Raw genomic sequence first — 20,718 nt, 5'->3', positions numbered from 1 at the left:
CATCTATGCGGGGCGGTCGTTAACAAACAGTAAATCGGCCGTCCGCGACCGCCGGGGCGCCACCGGTTCGGCCGGCGCCGTCAGCAAGGCCACGTCGTGATACGGATCATGCAGCCGGCAGAACGCCTCGACCCCCTCGGCACCGATCGCGTCGAACGCGGCAAGGCAGGTGGCGGCCGCATCCGGATCGGAGCGATGACTGAAGCCGCCAAGCACCCTGGCATAGCCGTTCCGATCCAAGCCGTAGCCGTGCGCCACCACGGCGTCGATCTGGGCCCGCAACGTCCGCCGGTCCGCCGGCGCAGCGCGGGCTGCGCCCACCTGCTCCCGCGACAGGGCATGGTAGCCGGCATGGCGGCACGACAGCAGCAGCGCGGCGTGCGCCAGGAAGCGGCGCGCCACCTCGCCGAAGCGGGCCATCGGCAATGCATCCAGTAGATACAGGCTGAGATGCGTGGCCGCCTTCTGCCGCGCCAGCCAGTCGAACGCGAACGAGTTGAACACCGCGCACAGCAGCAGCGCGTCCGCGTTCGGCCGTGCCCAGGGGGTCTTCTCCACCGTCGCGGTGTGGCCGAACACCACCCCGAACGGAGCGATACAGGCAATCATTGTCCGCTCGTCATTGGAGCGGGCGATGTCGCGAAACACCAGGCGATAATATGCGGACGCGCGGGCGACCGCGGGCGGCAAGCCGGCCGCCGTCACGCCGTAGCGAGGCGATGTGTCCCAGCAATCGCTGTATTGATGAAACGTCTTGCCCTCGTGCAGCACCATCTCGGCGCCACCGGCTGGCCGAAACAGCGCGGCATCGGCCGTCATGTGCAGATCGTTGCCAAATCGCAGGCCGTGCTCCGCGCACCAGCCGGCCAGCCGCTCGGGCCGCGCGAAGAACGTTTGCGCCAGCCTCAGATCTTGATTTCCGCGCAGTTCCAGGGGCGTCTCGCCGGCACCACCCGCCAGCGTCAGGAACGTCCGCGTGTAGTTCATGATCCGGGCGGGATCCTGGGCGTCCTCGATCGTCTCGAGATAGAAGCCGCAGCGCAACGAATATGTCGGACCCGGCCGCCGCGCCACGATCAGATCGAACTTAAAACGGCTATCGATGTCGAAGATCCGCCGCCGGTTTTCGAACGACAGGCACCAACGCAGTTCGGTTTGGTCAAGATAGAGTCGCCGGACCCCGCTGCTGCCCTCGTTGGCGTGGAACGCCGAGGGCATCAGCACCCCGATCGTGCCGTCCGCCGCCGCCAGCTCCATGTTGCGTTCAGCGAACAGACGGAACAGGTCCAGGCTGCCTCCGGTCGGCGCGCTGCCGACACGGATCCGCTGGTGGCGGTACAGCCGGTCGGCCACGCGTTTCAGCCGATCGAAGCCGGCGCGATACGCCTCGAACGCCGCCGCGACACCTGGCCGGGACAGCACGGCCTGCTCGATCGCCGCGCGCTGCGTTCGGGTCGGCGCATCCAGCACCCGGGGATCGAAGTCAGCCACGAAATCCTTGGTGTTCGGCAACACCACATCCCATGGCGGGTTGCCCAGCACGGCGGAAAATCCGTTCGGGAACACTTCCGGAAACATCAGGTCCCAGGCCACCGCGTTGGCCCCCGCCGCCAGCAGCGCCGCCTGGCGCTGGTTCAGCCGGTCGGGCCATAAGCCGGTTTCGGCGACGTGCGCGGCAAGCCCGAGCCAAACGTCGTCGGCATCGCGGTCGCGCAGCATCGCCGCGCCGGCCCAGGCCCGAGCCAACTGGCGCAGCGGCGACAGCAGCCCGTCGAGTCGCTGCTTCACCGCCTGCTTCGAACCCAGATCGTCCACATCGTGCCCGATCGAGGCGTTCAGCGCCGCCACCAGCCGTCGCGCCAAACGCAGGGCAGCGGCCAGCCGATCCGCCACCCCGCGCGCCAGCAGCGGATCCAGCACGCCCCCGTTCACCGGCAGTGTCGCAAGCGAGTGGAAGAACGGCCCGCTCAGCGCATCGCCGTGCACCACACGGTGATCCAGGAACGTCAACGGCAGGCCCTCGGCATAGGATTCCAGCCACAGCGACAGCTTTGCCAGTTCCACCGCCAACTGGTTTCGATCGCAACCATACAGGCAGTTCACCGCCACCAGACGCCGGCAGATCGCCCGCGCCCGCGGCTCGGAATACCCCCGGCTCGGCAGATACGCGGCAAGGCTGTTGTCCAGATCGGGCAACGCCGCGATCCGGTCGTGCAGGCCGCGCTCGTCACACACCCGGCACGCGGCAAGCAGCGCGTCGGCCAGATGGCGGCACGCCTGGACCAGGAAATGGCCGCTGCCGGCGGCCGGATCGACGATCCGGAGGGTCAGCAGTCGGGCCGGATGAGGATCGTCCAGCGGGCACAGCGCCGCGATCATCGGGTCGAGCGTCTCGCGCACCAGGAAGCGGACAAACCCGTTCGGAGTATAGAACGACCCCGATGCCTTGCGCCCCATGCCGGAGCGCAGGAAGAACGCGCCGGGTTCGATGTCGGCCGCGCCGGCAGCGGCCGGAACCACCGCTTCGCGCTTGCCGCGACGCAGCCGTAGCATCGGTTCGGTGGCGATGCCTGGTTCTTGCTCCAGCAAGCCCTCGTACACGCTGCCGAGGTCCTCGACGTCGAGCGAGCCGTAATGCACCCGCATCCGCTCGCCGCCGTTGGGCGCGATCCAGATCAGCCGATCCAGCAGGATCGCCACCGCCCGCTCACCCCATGCGATCCGGTCCAGCAGCGGCGTCGCCGCGGCGCCGAACAGCGCCCCGCCGAGCGGCGCGATCCGCAGCTCGGAACACGACAGCCCGTCGCGGAAGACCGCGAACAGCGAGCGCAGCCCGGCCTCCAGCATGCGCCCGGTATCGTGGCCCTGATCCAGATGCCGCCGCACCAGCGGCCCCAGCGCCTGGTTGGGCGACAGCGCGCCGCGCCACAGCCGAGCCGAGGCGAAGCTGAAGCCGGCACCGGCTTCGGCGGGACTTTCCAGCTTCAGGATGAACAGCAGCCGATACACCAGCACCAGCGCCTCGCGCCAAAGCGTCGCCGCGTCCAGCCCGCCGCGGTCCGGCAGCGCATTGATGAAGCCGCTGATCGCCTGCCTCGCCTGCCGGCGCAATTCGCCGGTCACCTTGACCTGGTGCAGCCGCGCCGCTTCCAGCACATCGGGCAGCCGCGGAAGCCCGCTGGCGCCGGCCAAAGCCAGCAGGACCCGAAACGAGTCCGGCGGCAGCGGGCGGCCTCGCCAATCGCCGAGCGGGAAGGTCAGATGGCTGTCGGCGCGGGACGGGTCGCACAGCAACAGCCGCACCACGTCGCCGTTGATCAGCAGCCCGGCGCGCTCGCCTCGCGTTAGCAGCACACGCTGCGCGATGCGGGTCGGGCTGCCGCGGAACGACCGCGGCGACCGTTCGGCGGCGTCGAGATCGGCGTCGCCGTCGATCGACCAGGCACGCAGCCGGGCGCCGTTCGACGCCTGCATCAGCCAGCCGCCGTCCTCTTGGCCTTCCCGGGTCGTCACCGGGTGCTGTCGCAGCATCCGCGCATAGCCCAGCGCCCGCGCCAGCTTCAGCGTGACTTGCTGATGCACAAGCCGCGCCCCGCCGCCACGCAGCCCGGCCCACAACCCGTGCCATTCCGCTGCCGCCCCGGTGGGCAAGGCGATCACCCGGCCCAGTCCCTGGTGCAGGAACGGCGCGGTCAGCGCCGATCCTGCCAGCACGCAATCCGCCAGATCGAGCATCACGGCACCAGCATCAGCAGGCCCAGTAGGCGCACCGAGGCCGCGGGCAGCGGCGTCCGCCGACCGGCGACCGAGTGGAATCCGGACAGCGCCTCGGCGGCCTCGCGGCGCCGCGCCGGGGAAACCGTTGCATCCGCAACCAATCCGGCCAGACGCTGTTCGGGATCGGTGCAGCAACGCCAGTCGTCGTCCGACCGCCCGACACTGAACAGATCGCCGCTGGGCGGCTCGACGGCACCGCACAGTTCCACGCTTCGCCGGCGCAGCCAGGCAGCGGCGGCGGCATCCTCGCGTTTTATCCGCTGCTGGTGTTCTGCCGCGAAGTCGGCCGCCGCGCGATCCCGGAACGCCGCCGCATGAACCTGCGCCGCCGCCAGTACGGCCGGGGTCCATGCAGCGAATTGCCGGTGCCATAGCAAGTCGGCCGGCACCTCCTGTTGCGCCAGCGCCAGGACATCCGCCTGCTCGATCAGCGAACCGTCGGGGAATAGCCGGATGGCGATCACCCGGCGCAGCAGCCCGCCCAGCTCCACCAGGTAGGTCACCAGCAGCGACAACCGATCCGCCCGCGCCGCACTGACCCGCCCGGTCTGCACCGATGCGATCGCCCGCCGGGTCAGCGGATGCGATCGGCCCGGATACAGCAACGCACGGCCGTCGGCATCGCGCAGCCGTTGTGCATCGGCGGTCAGGCGCACCGTACCGGTCGCGCGGTCGAACCCGGCCAGCCCGTCCAGATCGCCGGTCCAGGCGGGGGGCACCCGATAGCCATCGCCGTCCGCGCTCAGCACCGAGGCGACGAATTGCGGCAGATCCACCGCCGCGGCGCCGGGCGTGCCGACACCCTCAGTCCTGGCGACCTCGGCGACCTCGCCGCCGGAAAGCCAGCCATGGCGAACCGCCATGTGATCGAAGCTCTGGAACGCCCGGTCGATCTCGCGCAGCAGGTCGCGATACGCCTCGCTGTCGTTATCCTCCGCCGCCAGGTCCAGCGAGTGGACCAGACGCGGGGCGCCGCTGAACAGGTCCTCGGCGAAGCCCGCGATCAGCGGCTCGTGCAGACGCACGGGGTCGGCCGCGACGCCCAGTGTGTTCGGCATGAACGACAGGCAGGCGCGGGCTTTTTCGTATTTGGCGATCAGCCGCAGCAGCAGCCGCTCTTCAAACGTGCCGGCGAGGAAAAGGTAGCGGATCTCGGGCTCGAAGCGCTGGCCATAGCGGTCGATGCGTCCGTTGCGCTGTTCCAGCCGGTTCGGGTTATAGGGCAGATCCAGATGGATCAGATGAAAGCACTTTTGCTGCAGGTTCAGCCCCTCGGCCAGCGTGTCGGTGCTGACCAGCACGATGCCATCCTGTTCGGCGAAGCGCTCTGCCACCCAGGTGCGATCGGCTTCGGAATCGGCGCCGCTGATGCTGAGGATGACGCTGCCGATTTCTGCCAGCGCCGCCACCGCGGCGGACTGGCTGTCGGTGTATTCTGTATAGACGAGCACATTGGCGTCCGTATGGCGCAGCCGGATCAGCCTGACCTCCAGCACCAGCGACGCCAGTTTCGGATCGAGCGGCAGCGCCGCCTCGCCCAGATGGATCAGTTCCGCCAACTGCTGCGCCGCCTGTTGGCCGGTCATCGACGCCGCCATTTCCTCGGCTTCCAGCAGGGCGATCTCGGCTTCTTCGGCCGGACCCAGCACGCCGTAGCGGCCCGTCCGCCGCCGCCACGCCCGCAGCGCGCGTCGCCGGTCGGGCAATGGCTTGGTGCCGTAACGCGCCGCGACCACCCGCAGGGTGGCGACGCAGGCCGCGATGCTCGACATCGAGCGTTTCAGCAGGCTGACGAAGGCCAGCGCGTCGGACAGCCCGGCGCGGTCGCGCGAGCGTTGCAGCCGGGGCGCCACCAGCGCCGACAAGGCGCGATGAAACGCCGCCACCGGGGCGGCATCGCCGACCTCGACGCGGATCGGGACAATGATCCTTTCGCGGAACAGGGGCGCCCCGGTGGCGGTGCGGATATGCGACTTCAGCCGCCGCACCACGTGGCGCCGATAGCCCGTCCCCACCAGGCGTTCCGCCGCATCCACCAGGCTGGGGTCCAGCAGCGCGATCAGCGAGGCGAAGTTCGCATCGTTGCCGTCATGCGGCGTCGCGGTCAGCAGCAGCAGCCCATCGGAGCGGCCGGCCAGCACCGAGGCGAGCCGGCGGCGCTGGTTCTCCTCGCCGACGCAATGATGTGCCTCGTCGATGATCACCAGATCCCAGGTCACCCGTTCCAGTTCCGCCAGCACGCGGTCCGACTTGGCGAAATCCATCGAGGTCAGGCACAGCGACGTCGCATCGAACGGATTGCCGCCTAGTTCAAGTCCACGCCGAGCCTGGCGCAGTTCGGTGGCGTCGGCGATCGGGGTGAAGCGCAGGCCGAAGCGGAGCCGCATCTCCTGCTCCCACTGCCGCAGCAACGGGCCTGGCGGACACACGATCAGCACCCGGTGGGCGCGGCGCCGCACCAGCAACTCGGCGGCGATCAGCCCGGCCTGGATGGTCTTGCCCAGGCCCACCCCATCGGCCAGCAGAAGCCGCGGCCGCACCATGTCGAGCGCCCGCAGCAGGGGGACGCGCTGATAGGCCTCGATCGCCACCCGTCCGGGCGAGACCGGCGGTCCGGGGATCTGCTCCAGCAAGCGGGCGAGGTGAAATTGTCGCCAGTGGGCCAGCGAGCCGGCTTCCTCGGGGCGCGGATCGTTCTCGGTCACCGTGATCGGTTCGGCGGGATGCAGGACGTCCCATTGCAGACCGTCCAGGTCGCCGCCTTGGCAGGTCAGCCGGACTAGTCGTTGCGGCCCGAGCGGCAGGACTTCGGTCACGTCCCATTGCAGCCCGCGGACGGTGACCTTGATCCCGACCGACAATTCCATGCACGCTTCCCATTGAAACGCCGGCACGGAACCACGAACAGATTGCCAAACCCTTAACGCAGGCGAAAGGATGCATATGACCGCATTGACCGAGAGGTTCGCGGGCAAGGTTGCGGTGGTGACCGGGGCTGCCTCCGGCATCGGCCTCGCCATTGCCACACGGCTGCTGGCGGAAGGCGCCAGGGTGGTCGGCTGCGATCTTCAGCCGATCGAGGAACTGGGGCCCGGTTTCGTTGGCATCGAGGCCGATGTCACGCAGGAATCCGCCGCCGAACGGCTGGTGGGGACCGCGGTGGACCGGTTCGGCGCGGTGCACGCCGCGTTCAACGTCGCCGGCGGGTCGCGACCGGGCTACATCGTCGATCTGGCGGAATCGGACTGGGATTTTACCGTCGATCTGTGCCTGAAGGGGGTGTTCCTGGGCATGAAGCACCAGGCCAGGCAGATGATGCGCCAGGCGGGCGCGTTCAGCATCGTCAACATCGCCTCGCTGAACGCCCACGTGCCGATGCACGCCGGGTCGGCTTACGTCGCCGCCAAGGCGGGGGTGGAGATGCTGTCGCGCAACGGCGCGCTGGAGTTCGCCGCGTTCGGCATCCGGGTGAACGCCATCCTGCCGGGCCTGGTGCAGACGCCGCTGACGCGGCGGCACTTCGACAACCCCGACGCGCTGGCGGCGTTCGAGCAGCGCATCCCGATGGGGCGTCCCGCGCAGCCGAGTGAGATCGCCGCCCCGGCGCTGTATTTGGCCAGCGAGGACGCGAGCTATGTCAACGGCGCCAGCTTGCTGGTCGATGGTGCCTGGGCGGTCAGCGGCTACCCCGACATGAGACCGTTCCGCGGCCCGATCGGCTGGAACCAGAGGACCGAAACATGACCGACCAACCCGTTATCGTCCGCCGCACCCATGGCGGCGCGGCCGCCACCGTCGCGATCAACAACCCGGCCAGGCTGAACTGCCTCGGCCACGCCCAGATCACCGGCTTCATCGACGCCGTGGCCGCGCTTGCCGACGACCCGGAGCTGCGGGTGCTGATCGTCACCGGGGAGGGCGAGCGCGCCTTTGCCGGCGGCGCCAACCTGCTGGAGCTGGGCGAACTGAACCCGTCGCGGGCGCGCGATTTCCTGACCTTGGTGCATCGCATGTGCAAGGCGCTGCGCGATCTTCCGGTGCCGGTGATCGCCAGGGTGAACGGCTTCTGCCTGGGTGCCGGGCTGGAGCTGATGGCGGCCTGCGACATGCACATCGCGTCCGACAACGCGGTGTTCGGCATGCCCGAGGTCAAGATCGGGCTGCCGTCAGTGGTGGAGGCGGCGTTGCTGCCGAACCTGATCGGCTGGGGGCGCACTCGGCTGCTGTTGTTTACCGGGGACAACATCGATGCCGCGACCGCGCTGTCGTGGGGCCTGGTTGAGAAGGTCGTCGCGGCGGCCGATCTGGATGCCGCGCTGGGGCGCTGGGTTGATTCGATCGTGGAATCCGGTCCCAAGGCGATCCGGCTGCAGAAGGAGCTGATCCGGGAATGGGAGGCGATGCCGGTCAACGACGCCATCGAAGCCGGCATCCGCTGCATCCACCACGCCTATCAGTCAGACGAACCCACCCAAATGGTCGGCGAAGCGATCCAGCGGCTGAAGACGCGCAAGCCCGGCTGAGGCTCGACCGTGGCACGTCGCACGGCGGGGTCCTCGCCCGCGCCCCGACCGGCGCCCACCCGAAATCAAGCCGCGGGACGCTTCCCAGGCCTTGCCAAACCCAACGACCGGCGGAGCAAGGTGTTGATCTGGCTTTGCCAGCCGGGCCCAGCCTCGCGCAGCTTGGCAAGCACGTCCGGATCAAGCCGCACGCTGGTCAGCTCCTTGCGGGCCGCCGATTTCGGGCGCCCCGGACCGCGCCGGATGAACTGATCGCCACGGAACACCTCGGCCTCGTCGAAAAATTCATCGGTCAGCTCAGGGGCGTCATCGGGATCCACCGATGCGGCGGAGCCAGAGAGTGCGTTCTTTGTCATGACAGTACCTCATCGATATTATGTGCCGATCGTCGCCGCGCGGTGTCCAAACCATGACCACCATCCGACCATCCAGGTAACCGGCGGTGATGAAGCGATCCTCGCCGTAGTCGTGCCGCAGATCCCGGGCGGTCGCGATCTCACCTGTAAACACCCGCGCGGCATCATCGAAATCCAATCCCCGCCGTTCCAAGGTCCAGGCGCGCTTGGTGGAGTCAAGGCTGATCTCCATGGACATTTAAGTAACACGTAAATTCGTCCGAAGCGAGCATCCGTGTCATAAAAACCGGGCTGGGCTGGGTTGAATTGGTCCCGGATTCTATCCGGTGCTCCCGGCGATTATAGGCATTGGGACCGCCCGATGTACCATCGTGTTAAACACACCTCGCCGGAGTGAAGCATTGTCAACCTTCCTTGATGATCGCGAACTTGGACCAGCCATCGCACGTCTGATGCGAGGATCAGGCCCACGATGTGCCGTCGCCTTCTGGGGAAACGGGGCAAGCAGCACACTTTTCCCGAAAGACTGTCCACCGGCCGAGGCCAAGATCATCTGCGATCTAACGATGGGCGGATCGAATCCGAAGGAGCTGAGAGTTCTCGGGGCACCATACAATCAGAGAATCAAGCATCTGCGTGGCCGACACGCGAAGGTCTATCTTTCCAGCAGGGGTCTGATTACGAGCTCGGCTAATGCATCGAACAACGGCATCGGTTTCTTGGCGGTCGCCAATCTGGTCGAAGCGGGGACCTTTCATCTGCCGAAGAGCGGAGCCTATCGCTCTGCATCGCGCTGGTTCGAGTTGTCGACGGCCCGGCCCTAGATCTGGCGCAACGGGCGTGGAACCGAAAGCCGCACCGCGGTGGTCCACTCAAGGCAAGACGGGTTGCCGACCCTTCATCGCTCCTCGAGGTCGTGTTTCAAAACCCAGGTCTATTCCGGGGTGTTGGCTTCGTTTTTACAAGCGGAGATTCGACCAAGGAACAGCGGGACGAGGCTGTCTCGGCTGTCATTAAGAACGATGAGAATCGGGACATTCCTCTCCTGTCGACGCGAGATCGAATTAAGCTCCCCAGCTGGCCCACGGGCGACGTATTCAGCGAATGGGAACCGGAGGACATCTACGCGTGGCCCGGGCGTTTCATCTGCGCTCACCGGGGATCCCGTGGCCGCTTCTCCTACTGGTTTTACGAGCGCGTCCATACCGTCGTACTGGAAGGCGGCCGCGGGATGGTTCTAGCCAAACGGCCGGGTATGTTGAGGCGGGAGTTAGGCTTCGAGCGCAGCGCAAAAGTAATGGCGGCGTTCGATGCTCATCGCGCCTCGCTCATCTTCGACAGGATCTCCGGGTCAGGGCATTGGCTATATGAAAGCGGCGAGAAGCTTGCACAGTTGCTCGCCGACCTGTCGGACAAGCGCTAGGTGCGGTCGGCCGTCGTCAAGAGGAGATGCAAACTCAGATAATTCTGAGCGTGGCGGATAGGGACAAGGAAATTAATCTTGCATTTCTCGTAACGACGGCCTATTTTCCTCTCCAAGGTAACCGGCAACGCCCAAGTCCCGATGTCTCGCCTCACTGTTTTCCCGGCCAGCATCGCCGCCACCGTCCTCGACACCGTCCTCGGCGGCCTTGCCTACCTCTTCCTCATCGGCGCCCCCGGCGACCCCGCCATCGCGCGCCACGCCGCCACGCGGATGCTCGCCGCCCATCACCCGCATACCGATGACGAACTCCGCCTGGCCGCCAAAATCATCAGCTTCAGCTTCCAGGCACTCGAAGCGCTCAGCGAAGCCACCGCCGCCGACCTGTCGTTGACGGCCAAGCTCCGTCAACGCGCCAGCGCCGTCAGCCTCAGCCGCGAAAGCCACAAGGCGCAGCGCCAACTGGACAAGCTGCAGCGCGCCCGTCGCACCCAGGTCAAGGATACCACAACCGAAGCTGCCGCTACGCAGACGAAAATAACAACTCAAGACCCCGCCACGGAAACGACCGCCCAACTCGCCACGTCGGAAACGACAGCCCAGGCCGACCACGCGCAGATGGAATTCGCCGCCTCGCCAGCCGACCCCACGTCTGCGTCAGCCAGCCGGCCAATCGACCAAAGCACTGCTGCGATCGAAACCACCCCCGATGCCACCAAGACCCAAACCAGGCGAATCCCCTGGACGCAGGGCTACCACAAACGCCTGGCGGCTCAACACATCACCGAGCAGTTGAAAAAAAACGCTGCGGCGCACGCCGCCCGTTCAGCCCAACAGAATGGCACGGTCGAGCCCACCGCCGGCGCCTCGGCCACCGCCTGACGCTCCCGGTCACCTACCAACCTACCCGGACCGCAACGCCCAGCACCAAAAACACCAAAAACGCCGCTACCCCGCCAACCGCCAGTGCACCAAGGTAAACGCCGGCGACGCAGCCTCGTGATGCTCGAACACCGCCTCCACCTTATCGCCGATCGGCACCTCCTGCCGCGGATCGCCCAGCAGGTTTCCCACCATTCGCACATCCCCCGCATCAGGCAGCGTCACCAGCGCGGCGATGTACGGACCATGCCCGGTCAACGCCGGATGCACCGGATGCCAGATCCGCTGATAGCTGTAGATCACCCCGCGACCCTGCACCTCGCGCCAGTCCAGGTCGAAGCTGTTGCAGTGGTGGCAGATCCATTCCGGGCCCCACTGCCAATGGTTGCAGCCGCGACAGAACTGGATCAGCAATTTCTCCTGTCGCGTGCCGTCCCAGTATGGTGCCGACAATCCGTCGGCGTGGGCCGACGGCATCGGCAGGCCGTCGGGCAGATAGGTCGTCATAGCGTGGCCTCCGACCCCAGGATCAGCGAGCTCACCGGCGTCACCATCGGGCCGCCGACCACGATCACCGCGTCGTTGCGCGGCGCCTGATTGACCGACTGGCCGCGGATCTGACGCACCGCCTCGTTCACCAGTTCCAGCCCGTGCATGTAGCACTCGGCGAGATTGCCGCCGCTGGTGTTGAGCGGCATCCGCCCGGTCGGAGCTACCAGATTGTCCAGCGTCAACAACTCGTTGGCTTCTTCGGGCTGGCAGAAGCCGTGCTCCACCAGGCTCATCAGCACGCCGCCGGTGAAGTTCTCGTAGCACTGCACCACGCCAATATCCTTCGGACCCAGCTTTGCCATCGAGTAAAGATTGGGCGCCACGGTGGCGAAATGACTGCTGGGATAGTTCGGCCCGTTGTGCACCGGCGCGGCGCAGCGATGATCCGACCCCGTCGCCACACCCAGCAGGTAGCTGGCCTTGTGCGGCAGGTCCTTCGCCCGGCCCGCCGGCATCACGATCACCGCGCCGGCGCCGTCGTTCTCCAGGCAGCAGTCGAACAGGTGGAACGGCTCGACGATCCAGCGCGAGGCATCATACTTCGCCTCATCCAACGGCCGGCCATACATCACCGCTCGGGGATTGTTCTGCGCGTGGTGATAGGACGCCAGCGAGATCGCCCGCAGCGCGTCCTGCTTCACCCCATGGTCGTGCATGAAGCGCACCACCTTCATGACGAATTTCTGCGCCGGCGACATCACGCCGTAGGGGATGGTGAACGCATCGTCGCCGGACGCCAGCGGCGCTCCGGTGCCGCGCCCGAAGCGAGCGAACTGGCCCTGTGCGAGGGCTCGGAATGCCACCACGCAGTTCGCCATGCCGGTGGCCACCGCGGCGGCTGCGTTGCCCACCGAAGCGGCCACGCCGCCGCCGCCGCCGCCCCACTGCATGTTGGAGAACCGGAGTTCTTTGGTGCCCAGCGCCGCCGCCAGCCGCGACGGGTCGTTGCGGTCGTTCGAATAGGACGCGAACCCGTCGATGTCCTTGGGGTCGATGCCGGCATCCTTGGCCGCCGCCAGGATCGCCTGCAGCGCCAGCTTGAACTCGCTGTCCGGAGATTGCCCATGCTTGTAGTACGTGGTCTCGCCGATGCCGGCGATCACCGCCTGGCCGCGTAGGGTTCGTTCGGTCATCCTGTGTCTCCTCTGCGGCTGAGTCTGTACCTGGTTTTTGCCGTTGGCTAGCCGGTCGGATGCGGGCTTTCGGTCGGCCGGAGAATCCGTGCTAGTGTTGCGTCGTTGGGACCACTCGCAGAGGTTGGCCCGCATCCAAACCGGATCTAAAGCCGGAACAGGGAGGCTGACGATGAACGCACCGGTCCAAGCTGACCCGCGTCAAGACGCCTACGCCATGCCGATCGAGAACATCGACGTCAGCAATCCGCATCTGTATCAGGACGATACCTGGCGCCCGTATTTCCAGCGCCTGCGCCAGGAGGACCCGGTGCACTGGTGCCGCGACGGCATCTACGGCGCGTTCTGGTCGATCACCCGCTATCGCGACATCATGGCGGTCGATAGCAACCATCACGCGTTCTCCTCCGATGCGCTGATGGGTGGCATCGTGCTGCGCGACCTGCCGATGGATTTCCGCCGCCCCAGCTTCATTTCGATGGACCCGCCGCGGCACGACGATCAGCGCAAGATCGTCGCCCCGATCGTGGCGCCGATGAATCTGGCCAACCTGTCGGGCACCATCCGCCAGCGGGTCGGCCGCATCCTCGATGACCTGCCGCGCGAACGGACCTTCGACTGGGTCGAGACGGTGTCGATCGAGCTCACCACCCAGATGCTGGCGACGCTGTTCGACTTCCCGTTCGAGGACCGAGCGAAGCTGACCTACTGGTCGAATGTTGCCACCGTGAACACCCGAGCCGGCACCGAGATCGACAGCGAGGCCAAGCGCAATCAGGTGCTGGACAAGGCGGTGGAATACTTCACTGAACTTTGGCACCAGCGCGCCAGCCAGCCGCAGCGTGCCGACCTGATCTCGATGCTGGCGCATGGCGAGGCGACACGGGATCTGCCGTCACGGCCGCACGAGTTCATGGGCAACCTGCTGTTGCTGATCGTCGGTGGCAACGACACCACCCGGAACTCGATCTCGGGCGGGTTGCTGGCGCTGAACCAGTTCCCCGACCAGTACCGCAAACTGCGCCAGCATCCCGAACTGGTCACTCAAATGGTGCCCGAGATCATCCGCTGGCAAACCCCGGTGATCCACATGCGCCGCACCGCGCTGCAGGACACCGAGGTCGGCGGCAAGACCATTCGCCGCGGCGACAAGGTGGCGATGTGGTATGTGTCCGGCAACCGCGACGAAGACGCCATCGAGCGCGCCGACGACTTCATCATCGACCGGGCTCGCACACGACAGCATTTGTCGTTTGGCTTCGGCATCCATCGCTGCGTCGGCAACCGCCTGGCCGAGATGCAACTGACCATCCTGTGGGAGGAAATCCTGAAACGGGAGCTGCCGATGATCGAGGTCGTCGGCGAACCGACGCGGGGCTATTCCAACGTCCTGCGCTCGATCGGTTCACTGCCGGTACGTATTCCCGCTGGTTGAGGGAGGCGATCATGTCGGTTCCGTACTATGATGGCATCGCCCACCACGCGATGCGCCAGCCGAACGCGCTGGCGGCGGTGGATCTGGCGACCGAGCGGCGACACAGCTACCGGGCGCTCGATGAGCGGATCGCCCGGTTGGCGGGTTCGTTGCGGTCCCAGTTCGGCATCGCCGCGGGTGATCGCATCGCCGTGCTGGCACCCAACACCACCGACACGTTCGAGGTTCAGTTTGCCTGTGGTCGCCTCGGCGCCATCTTCGTGCCGCTGAACTGGCGCCTGGCCAACCCGGAACTGCACGCGATCCTGGGCGATTGCGCGCCCAGGATGCTGATTTACGACCCGGAATTTGCCGATCGGGCCGAGCAACTGGCACAACACCGCGACATCGCCATGCTCGTTACGCTCGGGCCACAGTTCGAGCGCCTCGCGCTGCAAGGGCCGCGTCTGGATCAGCCGGTGGCGGCGAGCTTGGACGATGTCTGCACCATCCTTTACACCTCCGGCACCACTGGTCTGCCGAAGGGCGCGACGATCACCCACGGCATGAACTTCTGGAACACGGTTCACAGTATCAGCTCGGCCGGCATCGCCCGGTCCAGCGTGTTTCTGGGCCTGCTGCCGCTGTTCCATACCGGCGGGCTGAACGTCTACGCCTATCCGGTGTTCCAGGTCGGCGGTGCGGTGCTGATCATGCGCGGCTTCGATCCCGGCGAGGCGCTGGGCCTGATCGGCGATCCGGCGGTCGGCGTCACCCACCTGTTCGGTGTCCCGGCCAACTTCCAGTTCATGGCGCAGCATCCGCGGTTCCGTGAGACCGACGTGTCGCGGCTGGTCTATGCCGGTGTCGGGGGCGCCCCCACTCCGGACACGATCCTGCGGACCTGGCAGCAGCAGGGCGCGACCCTGCAGCAGGGCTATGGCATGACCGAGACCAGCCCGCTGGTACTGATGCTGGACAAGCAGGATGCGGTCCGCAAAGCCGGGTCAGCCGGCAAGCCGGTGCTGCATGTGCAAATGCGCGTGGTGGCCGAGGACGGCAGCGACGCACCGGTCGGGTGCATCGGCGAGCTGTGGGTGAAAGGCCCCAACATCACCAAAGGCTACTGGCAGCAGCCCGAGACCACCGCCGCCGCGTTCACCGACGACTGGCTGCACACCGGTGATGCCGCCCTGGTGGATGACGAGGGGTTCTACTTCATTGTCGATCGCTGGAAGGACATGTACATCTCGGGCGGGGAGAATGTTTACCCGGCCGAGGTGGAGAACGTGCTGTATCAGCACGATGCGATCGCCGAGGCTGCGGTGATTGGCGTGTCCGATGCGCGCTGGGGTCAGGTCGGGCGGGCGGTCGTGGTCGTCAGGCCGGGATGCGCGCTGAGCGAGGACGCGGTGATCGGGCATTGCGCGGCCTCTCTGGCGCGTTACAAGCTGCCGCAGTCGGTGGTGTTCACCGAGGCGTTGCCGCGCAATGCGACCGGGAAGGTGCACAAGCCGACGTTGCGGCGGCGTTTTGGGGAGGGGTGATGGCTCGGGTTGCCGTTTTTCAGCGCTGGCCCAGAGGCTGCCGGCGCCGTGCGAAAACGCAGAACGCGGGACCGTTCGGGTGATCTAACTGGTCAAGAAACGTTTCGTAGATAAATCCCTCGTCTTCGATAATGCCAAGGACATCCTCGCGCCGCAGCCAGCTACTGGTCGGCGCCGAACCGCCGCAGAAACCGCCCCAATCCAGCGCCTGGAGATAGCGCTGTTCGTAAAGTTGCACGGTGCGGCCGCGCGGCGTGGTGAGCTTGTGCGGCGTGGCGTCAAACTTGTCCGGGCCATGCCGATCGAGCACGACCGCGGCGTCGTAATAGTGTGTCCACAAGCCGATTGTGTCGCTCACCGCGCAGAGCGCGCGCAAGAACTCCACCGGTTCGGTCATGTGGTAGAGCACGCCCGAGGCGAGCACGAAGTCGACTGCTGGAGGCGCGGCGGCGAGGTATGGCAGGAAGTCGCCCAGCAGAAACGTGGCGCCGGGCATGTTGAGCGTGTCTTTTACTATGAGGCACCGCATCCAACTGCGCATGTTGGACTCGATGGCCGTCACGGTGGCGCCGCGCTGGGTCATCATGTAGGTGTGGCCACCCTCAAGCGGCCCGAGTTCCAAGACACGCTTTCCGGTGAAGCCGCCCAGTTGTTTCTCGAACCAAATGACACGGCCGTCTTCGAACAGCCCGGCTTGCCCGGTCCCCGGCAGGCCGGGCACTGCCGAACTCCACTCTTTGTCGAAGACGCGCGCGGCGTTTTCAGGGGCTGGGAACCAGTCGACGAAACGTGGCATTTCCGTCGTTGCCGGCTGGGCTGTCGGTAGCAAGCCGAGCGGTCCGGTTACAAGCTCGGGCTCACCTGCCAGCAGCCAGTCGATCTGCGCACGGGCTTCCAGCAACGTGCGCTTCAGGAGGCCCATGCGCCTTGCCTGGATGGCTTCCGGGGAAAGCGCCGCCGCAGCCGCTTTGCCGCCGCGGCGCAACCATGCGAAGAATTCACAACCTTCCGCTTCGGTGGTGCGTTCGATGCACCAGTCGGTCTGATCAAGTCGAGCCAATTCGACCAGCAGGACCTCGAAGCTGGCCGGGGTAAAGCGCCAGGCATGCACGTCCACGTAACCATGCTGTGCCTGCACGGACCCGAAGAGATCACGCGCCTGCTCGACGGAGTGCACGAATCGCAAGCCGTGCAGTGGATGTTGTCCCCAGGCGCCGGAACCGCCGCTCTCGACAGCATAAGCCATGTGATCAAAGGCAAGTCGCCGGCTGTGCCGCGTTCGCTGTTCTGCATGGGCCTCGAGCAACTGCCCTGTCGTGGTCAACGGCTGGAAATAGTCGAAGCAGTATCTCTTGTCGGGAACTGCCAGCACCACGGTGCCTTCCGGCTTCAACAGCGTTGCCGCGCTATCGAGGAAAGCGATCAGATCCGGGGTATGTTCGATGACGTGGCTGGCGACGAAGGCGTCGAATGTTCCGTGCAGCTCCGAGGGCACCACGTCGCTGATAAGGCCACCGCTCCAGACATAGTCCACATCTTCAATGCGGCCAACGTCGACGCTGGGATCATTGGCATACTTTGCCACCAAACCCGCTCGGCTTGTGTGATCCACCGAGCGGGTGTCCCAACCGGCGGCTTTGGGCGCAATCGGACTGAAGCTGGGGCCGATCTCGATGACGCGGCCGCCTGGGGGCACCGAAGCCATCAAGATCTCCGATCTGGTCGGCATGTTGCGCTCCTTGTCAGACCGGTTGTTGCCGCCAGCGTTTCTCACGCCTTGGTGGCATGGCCAATCGGAACATGTGATCAACACGATCAAAAGCCGGGTTGTAGAACGGGTCGTTATCGAGCGCTGGGCCCCATCTGTGCCGCATGTATTCGGCCTCTTTGTTTGCCCTGGCAATTTGTTCCGATGTCCGATCGTAGCCGCGAGAGGCGGACTCGAGATGGTAGAGTTCAGCGAACGGCGTCCAGATCACGCGCAGGCCAAGGGCGCGGATGCGAAGGCACAGATCGACGTCGTTGAATGACACCGGCAGATGCTCGGCGTCAAGGCCGCCGACCGCCTCATAGACCTCCTTGCGCATGACAAGACAGGCGCCGGTCACCGCGGATACCTCTCGGGTCAGCGCGAGTTGTCCAAAGTAACCGATCTCGTTTCTACTTACCTGGGTCCCGAAGTGCCCGGCGACACCCGGGCCATTGGCGTAACTGCCGACACCCAGCACCACACCGGCGTGCTGGATGCGGTCGTCGGCGTAAAGGAGTTTCGCGCCAACGGCTCCGACGTCAGGTCGCACCGCAATGGAAACCATTTCCCGGAGCCAGCTATCATTGATCACATCAATGTCGCTATTTATGAGAGCAACGATTTCTCCACTGGCCTCATGGACTGCGCTATTATTCACAAATGAGTAGTTAAATTTGCCTGGACTTTGCAGTATTCGCACGCGATCGTCTCTCAGCAATCGCTCAAATAATGCCGCGGTTTGCGGTTCTCGGCTGTCATTGTCGACGATCAACAGCTCAAGATCAGGATAGCTGGTACGGTGCAGTAGTCCGGAGGCACATTTCGACAATAGGTCCGCTTGATCCCGCGTCGGCACAATCACGCTGACCCGCGGCGGTGGCAGAGGCAACGGCCAGCATACGCGGTTCCAGCGCGGCACCATTGAGGCCGGAACCACCTCGGCGCCCTGCACCCCGCGTGCCTTTAGATAGTCCTGGACGCCTTGCCGCGCCGCGGCGACGCAACTGTCAAGGTTCACCTGCGAAAATGACGACGCTGCGTTCATCTGGCGCCAATGGTAAAGAATTTCGGGAATATGGCGGACGCGGGGCTGCTCGCTCGCCGCCGCGCAGCGCAATACCAGATCATGGTCCTGGCTGCCATCGACCACGCCCTCGCGCAACCCGCCGATCCGGGTCAACAACTCGCGGCGAAACACGCCGAGATGACAGAACACGTTCTGGCCCAGCAGCAGATCAATATTCCAATCGGGCTTGAAGTACGGCTGATAGCGATGTCCAGAGGGATCGACCTGATCCTCATCGGAGTAGATCAGGTCGGTTTCGGGGTGGGCGTTCAGTTCGGCCGCTATTTCATACAGCGCATGCTCGGCCAACAGGTCGTCATGGTCCAGGAATGCCACGAATTCGCCGCTTGCCACGGCGAGCGCCGAATTCGTGGCGGCGGCGATGTGCCCGTTCTGGTCCCGCTTTATCCACTTGATCCGCGAATCTTCTGCCGCCAACTCGCGCGATACCGAGGCAACCGTGTCAGAAGGTGAAGCGTCGTCGGCGATACACAACTCCCAGTTCGGGTACAGTTGAGCGCGCACGGATCCGATCGCCTCTCGCAACAACCGCTCGGGCGTTTCATAAGCGGGCATCACGACGGAGATCAGCGGCCGGTAGGCGAGACGGTCGATGCACGCGCGGATCTGGGCTCGATCCTCTTCGGTCAGCGTGTCGTGGTTGCGCACCCAGCGGTCATACTCCGATGCCGCTCGTTGCACGGGGGCAGGCGACGGAGCGTTGGGAGACGGCAAGTCGGCGGTGGCGGGCATTCCTCGCCATTCCGCCAGCCGGCGGCCGAACTGCATGGTGAGCAGCCAATACCCGGCTCGCGCGGCCCGCCGCGCCGTGCGCCGAGCCGAAGAGGGCATGGCCTCGCCGATGCGGCGCAATGGCCGGGTGGCCCGCCACATGGTGGAATAGCGCAGCGCATCCCGTTCGCTTCGCGACGCGGCCAATTCCGCCTTGAGCGCATCAATGCCGCTGGTGCCGGTCACGCGGGCCTGTTCGGCGATCGTTGCCGCCAGCGCGGTAGCGGCGGCGGCGGCCTGGTCGCGAATCCGGTCCGCATCGGCAAGTATCGCGTTGGCCGCTGCGACTTTTTGCTGCGTTTCCGCGGCCACGGCGCGCATGGCTTGGCCGTGCAGGCGGGCTTGTTCGGCGACGGTTGCGGCGGCTGTGGCGGATGCAGTCGCCGCGTCCTGCCGAATCCGCTCCGCCTCGGCGAGCATCGTTCGGCCGGCTTCCATGTTCCGCCGGGTCAGCTCGGCAATCGTTGCCGCCGCGGTGGCGGTTGTTGCGTCCTCGTGTTGAGGAATCGCCGACGGCGCGATCGCCGGATCGTGCGCCGCGCGCGGTCGAGCAATCTCGACATCGCTATTTGCGACGGAAGCGGCTGCGACGTCCGAGCGGTGCTGAGCGGACACCACGGCACCGAGTCGCGCATAAGCCGCGCGGATCGCCGCGGTTGCCTCGGCGTTGGCGTCCAGCAGACCGCGCAGTCCGGCCGGGATGTCATGGCCCACCGCCAGGATGCCGAGGCCATGGCCGTGATCAAAGGCGAAATTCGGGTATTGCGGTGCAAGTTCCTGCCAAACCCGCCAAACGCCAAAATCACTCTCGTGGCCGTCAATATCGTGAAACAGCACGACCGCTCGGTTGGACAGCTTCGGGCGCCAGGTCTGGAAGTCATGCGACACATCCGCATAGCCATGCCGGCCGTCGATGTGCAGCAGGTCTATGGTGCCGTCGCCGAACTGCGGCAAGGCGTCATCGAACAAACCGCGGATCAGGTGAGAGAAGGTTGCATAGTTCTGTTCGTTTGTGGCGGTGAGGGCGGCGAAGACTTCCTCTCCGTAATGGCCGGCATGGTCGTCGCCCTTCCAGGTGTCGATGGCGAAGCAACAGGTTGGGAGTTGCAGCTGGCGCACCGCCTGGCAGAAGGCCAGGTAGGAAAACCCGGTATGGGTGCCAAGTTCGACCAGGATGCTTGGCTGTAGAATCTCGGTCAGCCAGAAAGCGAACGGCGCGTGCTCGAGCCACGCGGAATTAACGACGTGTCGCGGCGGCCAGAACGACGCCTGGCTGATGCAGAGCGGGGAGCCTGCATAGGCAGGAGGTGATTCCGCTCGATCTTTCTGTACAGAACTAAGTGCCATTTTGCCTTCGAAGGTCTTCATCAGCCATGGGGCGCAACGTCGCGCTTGTTGTTGCGATAGCGTTTCGATGTCCCAGTGGAGGATGAAATCAAGACTTCACCAGTTGCCTGCGCCTCGTTTAGCCCTGACGCGGGCCGACAAAAGCCTGCCGACAGT

Annotated in this window: 14 protein-coding genes; 6 read left to right on the top strand and 8 right to left on the bottom strand. The window is 65.7% G+C overall.

The genetic code is table 11. The features are described from left to right. Positions 1-3: 3 nt before the first annotated feature. The gene (locus tag ACQY4T_RS04960) at positions 4-3,735 is read right to left on the bottom strand and encodes an Eco57I restriction-modification methylase domain-containing protein (RefSeq protein ID WP_428538505.1); all 3,732 of its coding nucleotides are present in this window, start codon (positions 3,733-3,735) and stop codon (positions 4-6) included. Next, entirely contained in the window at positions 3,735-6,644 is a 2,910-nt protein-coding gene (locus ACQY4T_RS04955) for a helicase-related protein (protein ID WP_428538502.1), read from the bottom strand. The genes ACQY4T_RS04960 and ACQY4T_RS04955 overlap by 1 nt, the downstream gene beginning before the upstream one ends. A 76-nt stretch (positions 6,645-6,720) precedes the next feature. Between ACQY4T_RS04955 and ACQY4T_RS04950 the strand changes: the two genes are divergently transcribed. Both ACQY4T_RS04950 and ACQY4T_RS04945 read left to right on the top strand, forming a co-directional pair. Further along, a complete protein-coding gene (locus tag ACQY4T_RS04950; protein ID WP_428538499.1) occupies positions 6,721-7,521 on the top strand; it encodes an SDR family NAD(P)-dependent oxidoreductase in 801 nt (266 codons plus the stop codon). Beyond that, positions 7,518-8,300, top strand: coding sequence for an enoyl-CoA hydratase (locus ACQY4T_RS04945; protein WP_428538496.1), 783 nt, complete (start codon positions 7,518-7,520; stop codon positions 8,298-8,300). Before ACQY4T_RS04950 ends, ACQY4T_RS04945 begins: the two co-directional genes overlap by 4 nt. 65 nt (positions 8,301-8,365) lie before the next feature. Here ACQY4T_RS04945 and ACQY4T_RS04940 read toward each other — a convergent pair whose 3' ends face one another. Together ACQY4T_RS04940 and ACQY4T_RS04935 are read right to left on the bottom strand one after the other, a co-directional pair. Beyond that, positions 8,366-8,656: a BrnA antitoxin family protein gene (locus ACQY4T_RS04940; RefSeq protein WP_428538493.1), complete on the bottom strand. Its 291-nt coding sequence runs from the start codon at positions 8,654-8,656 to the stop codon at positions 8,366-8,368. Beyond that, a complete protein-coding gene (locus ACQY4T_RS04935; protein WP_428538490.1) occupies positions 8,607-8,894 on the bottom strand; it encodes a BrnT family toxin in 288 nt (95 codons plus the stop codon). Before ACQY4T_RS04935 ends, ACQY4T_RS04940 begins: the two co-directional genes overlap by 50 nt. Positions 8,895-9,572: 678 nt before the next feature. On the opposite strand from ACQY4T_RS04935, the gene ACQY4T_RS04930 reads away from it, so the two are divergent. Both ACQY4T_RS04930 and ACQY4T_RS04925 read left to right on the top strand, forming a co-directional pair. Continuing rightward, positions 9,573-10,079 carry a hypothetical protein gene (locus ACQY4T_RS04930; RefSeq protein ID WP_428538487.1) on the top strand — a complete coding sequence of 169 codons (507 nt, stop codon included), beginning with the start codon at positions 9,573-9,575 and terminating at the stop codon, positions 10,077-10,079. Positions 10,080-10,220: 141 nt separating this feature from the next. Next, on the top strand, positions 10,221-10,961 hold the full coding sequence (locus ACQY4T_RS04925) for a hypothetical protein (protein ID WP_428538484.1): 741 nt from the start codon (positions 10,221-10,223) through the stop codon (positions 10,959-10,961). 66 nt (positions 10,962-11,027) lie between these two features. On the opposite strand, the gene ACQY4T_RS04920 is transcribed toward ACQY4T_RS04925, so the two are convergent. Both ACQY4T_RS04920 and ACQY4T_RS04915 read right to left on the bottom strand, forming a co-directional pair. Continuing rightward, positions 11,028-11,468: a Zn-ribbon domain-containing OB-fold protein gene (locus tag ACQY4T_RS04920; protein ID WP_428538481.1), complete on the bottom strand. Its 441-nt coding sequence runs from the start codon at positions 11,466-11,468 to the stop codon at positions 11,028-11,030. Then, the gene (locus tag ACQY4T_RS04915) at positions 11,465-12,646 is read right to left on the bottom strand and encodes a thiolase C-terminal domain-containing protein (protein WP_428538478.1); all 1,182 of its coding nucleotides are present in this window, start codon (positions 12,644-12,646) and stop codon (positions 11,465-11,467) included. The genes ACQY4T_RS04920 and ACQY4T_RS04915 overlap by 4 nt, the downstream gene beginning before the upstream one ends. A 172-nt stretch (positions 12,647-12,818) precedes the next feature. Here ACQY4T_RS04915 and ACQY4T_RS04910 point away from each other — a divergent pair, with 172 nt between their 5' ends. Beyond that, positions 12,819-14,081 carry a cytochrome P450 gene (locus ACQY4T_RS04910; RefSeq protein WP_428538475.1) on the top strand — a complete coding sequence of 421 codons (1,263 nt, stop codon included), beginning with the start codon at positions 12,819-12,821 and terminating at the stop codon, positions 14,079-14,081. Between the two features lie 11 nt (positions 14,082-14,092). Continuing rightward, a complete protein-coding gene (locus ACQY4T_RS04905) occupies positions 14,093-15,607 on the top strand; it encodes an acyl-CoA synthetase (protein ID WP_428538472.1) in 1,515 nt (504 codons plus the stop codon). 19 nt (positions 15,608-15,626) lie between these two features. Here the strand turns inward: ACQY4T_RS04905 and ACQY4T_RS04900 are convergent, their stop codons facing one another. Both ACQY4T_RS04900 and ACQY4T_RS04895 read right to left on the bottom strand, forming a co-directional pair. Then, a complete protein-coding gene (locus ACQY4T_RS04900; RefSeq protein WP_428538469.1) occupies positions 15,627-17,336 on the bottom strand; it encodes a class I SAM-dependent methyltransferase in 1,710 nt (569 codons plus the stop codon). A gap of 13 nt (positions 17,337-17,349) precedes the next feature. After that, entirely contained in the window at positions 17,350-20,493 is a 3,144-nt protein-coding gene (locus ACQY4T_RS04895) for a glycosyltransferase (RefSeq protein ID WP_428542720.1), read from the bottom strand. Positions 20,494-20,718: the final 225 nt, after the last annotated feature.

This window comes from Rhodopila sp., from assembly GCF_965277825.1.
Taxonomy (GTDB): domain Bacteria; phylum Pseudomonadota; class Alphaproteobacteria; order Acetobacterales; family Acetobacteraceae; genus Rhodopila.
The sequence above is the reverse complement of the archived record's forward strand: the minus strand, read 5'-3'. Positions and strand labels throughout refer to the sequence as shown.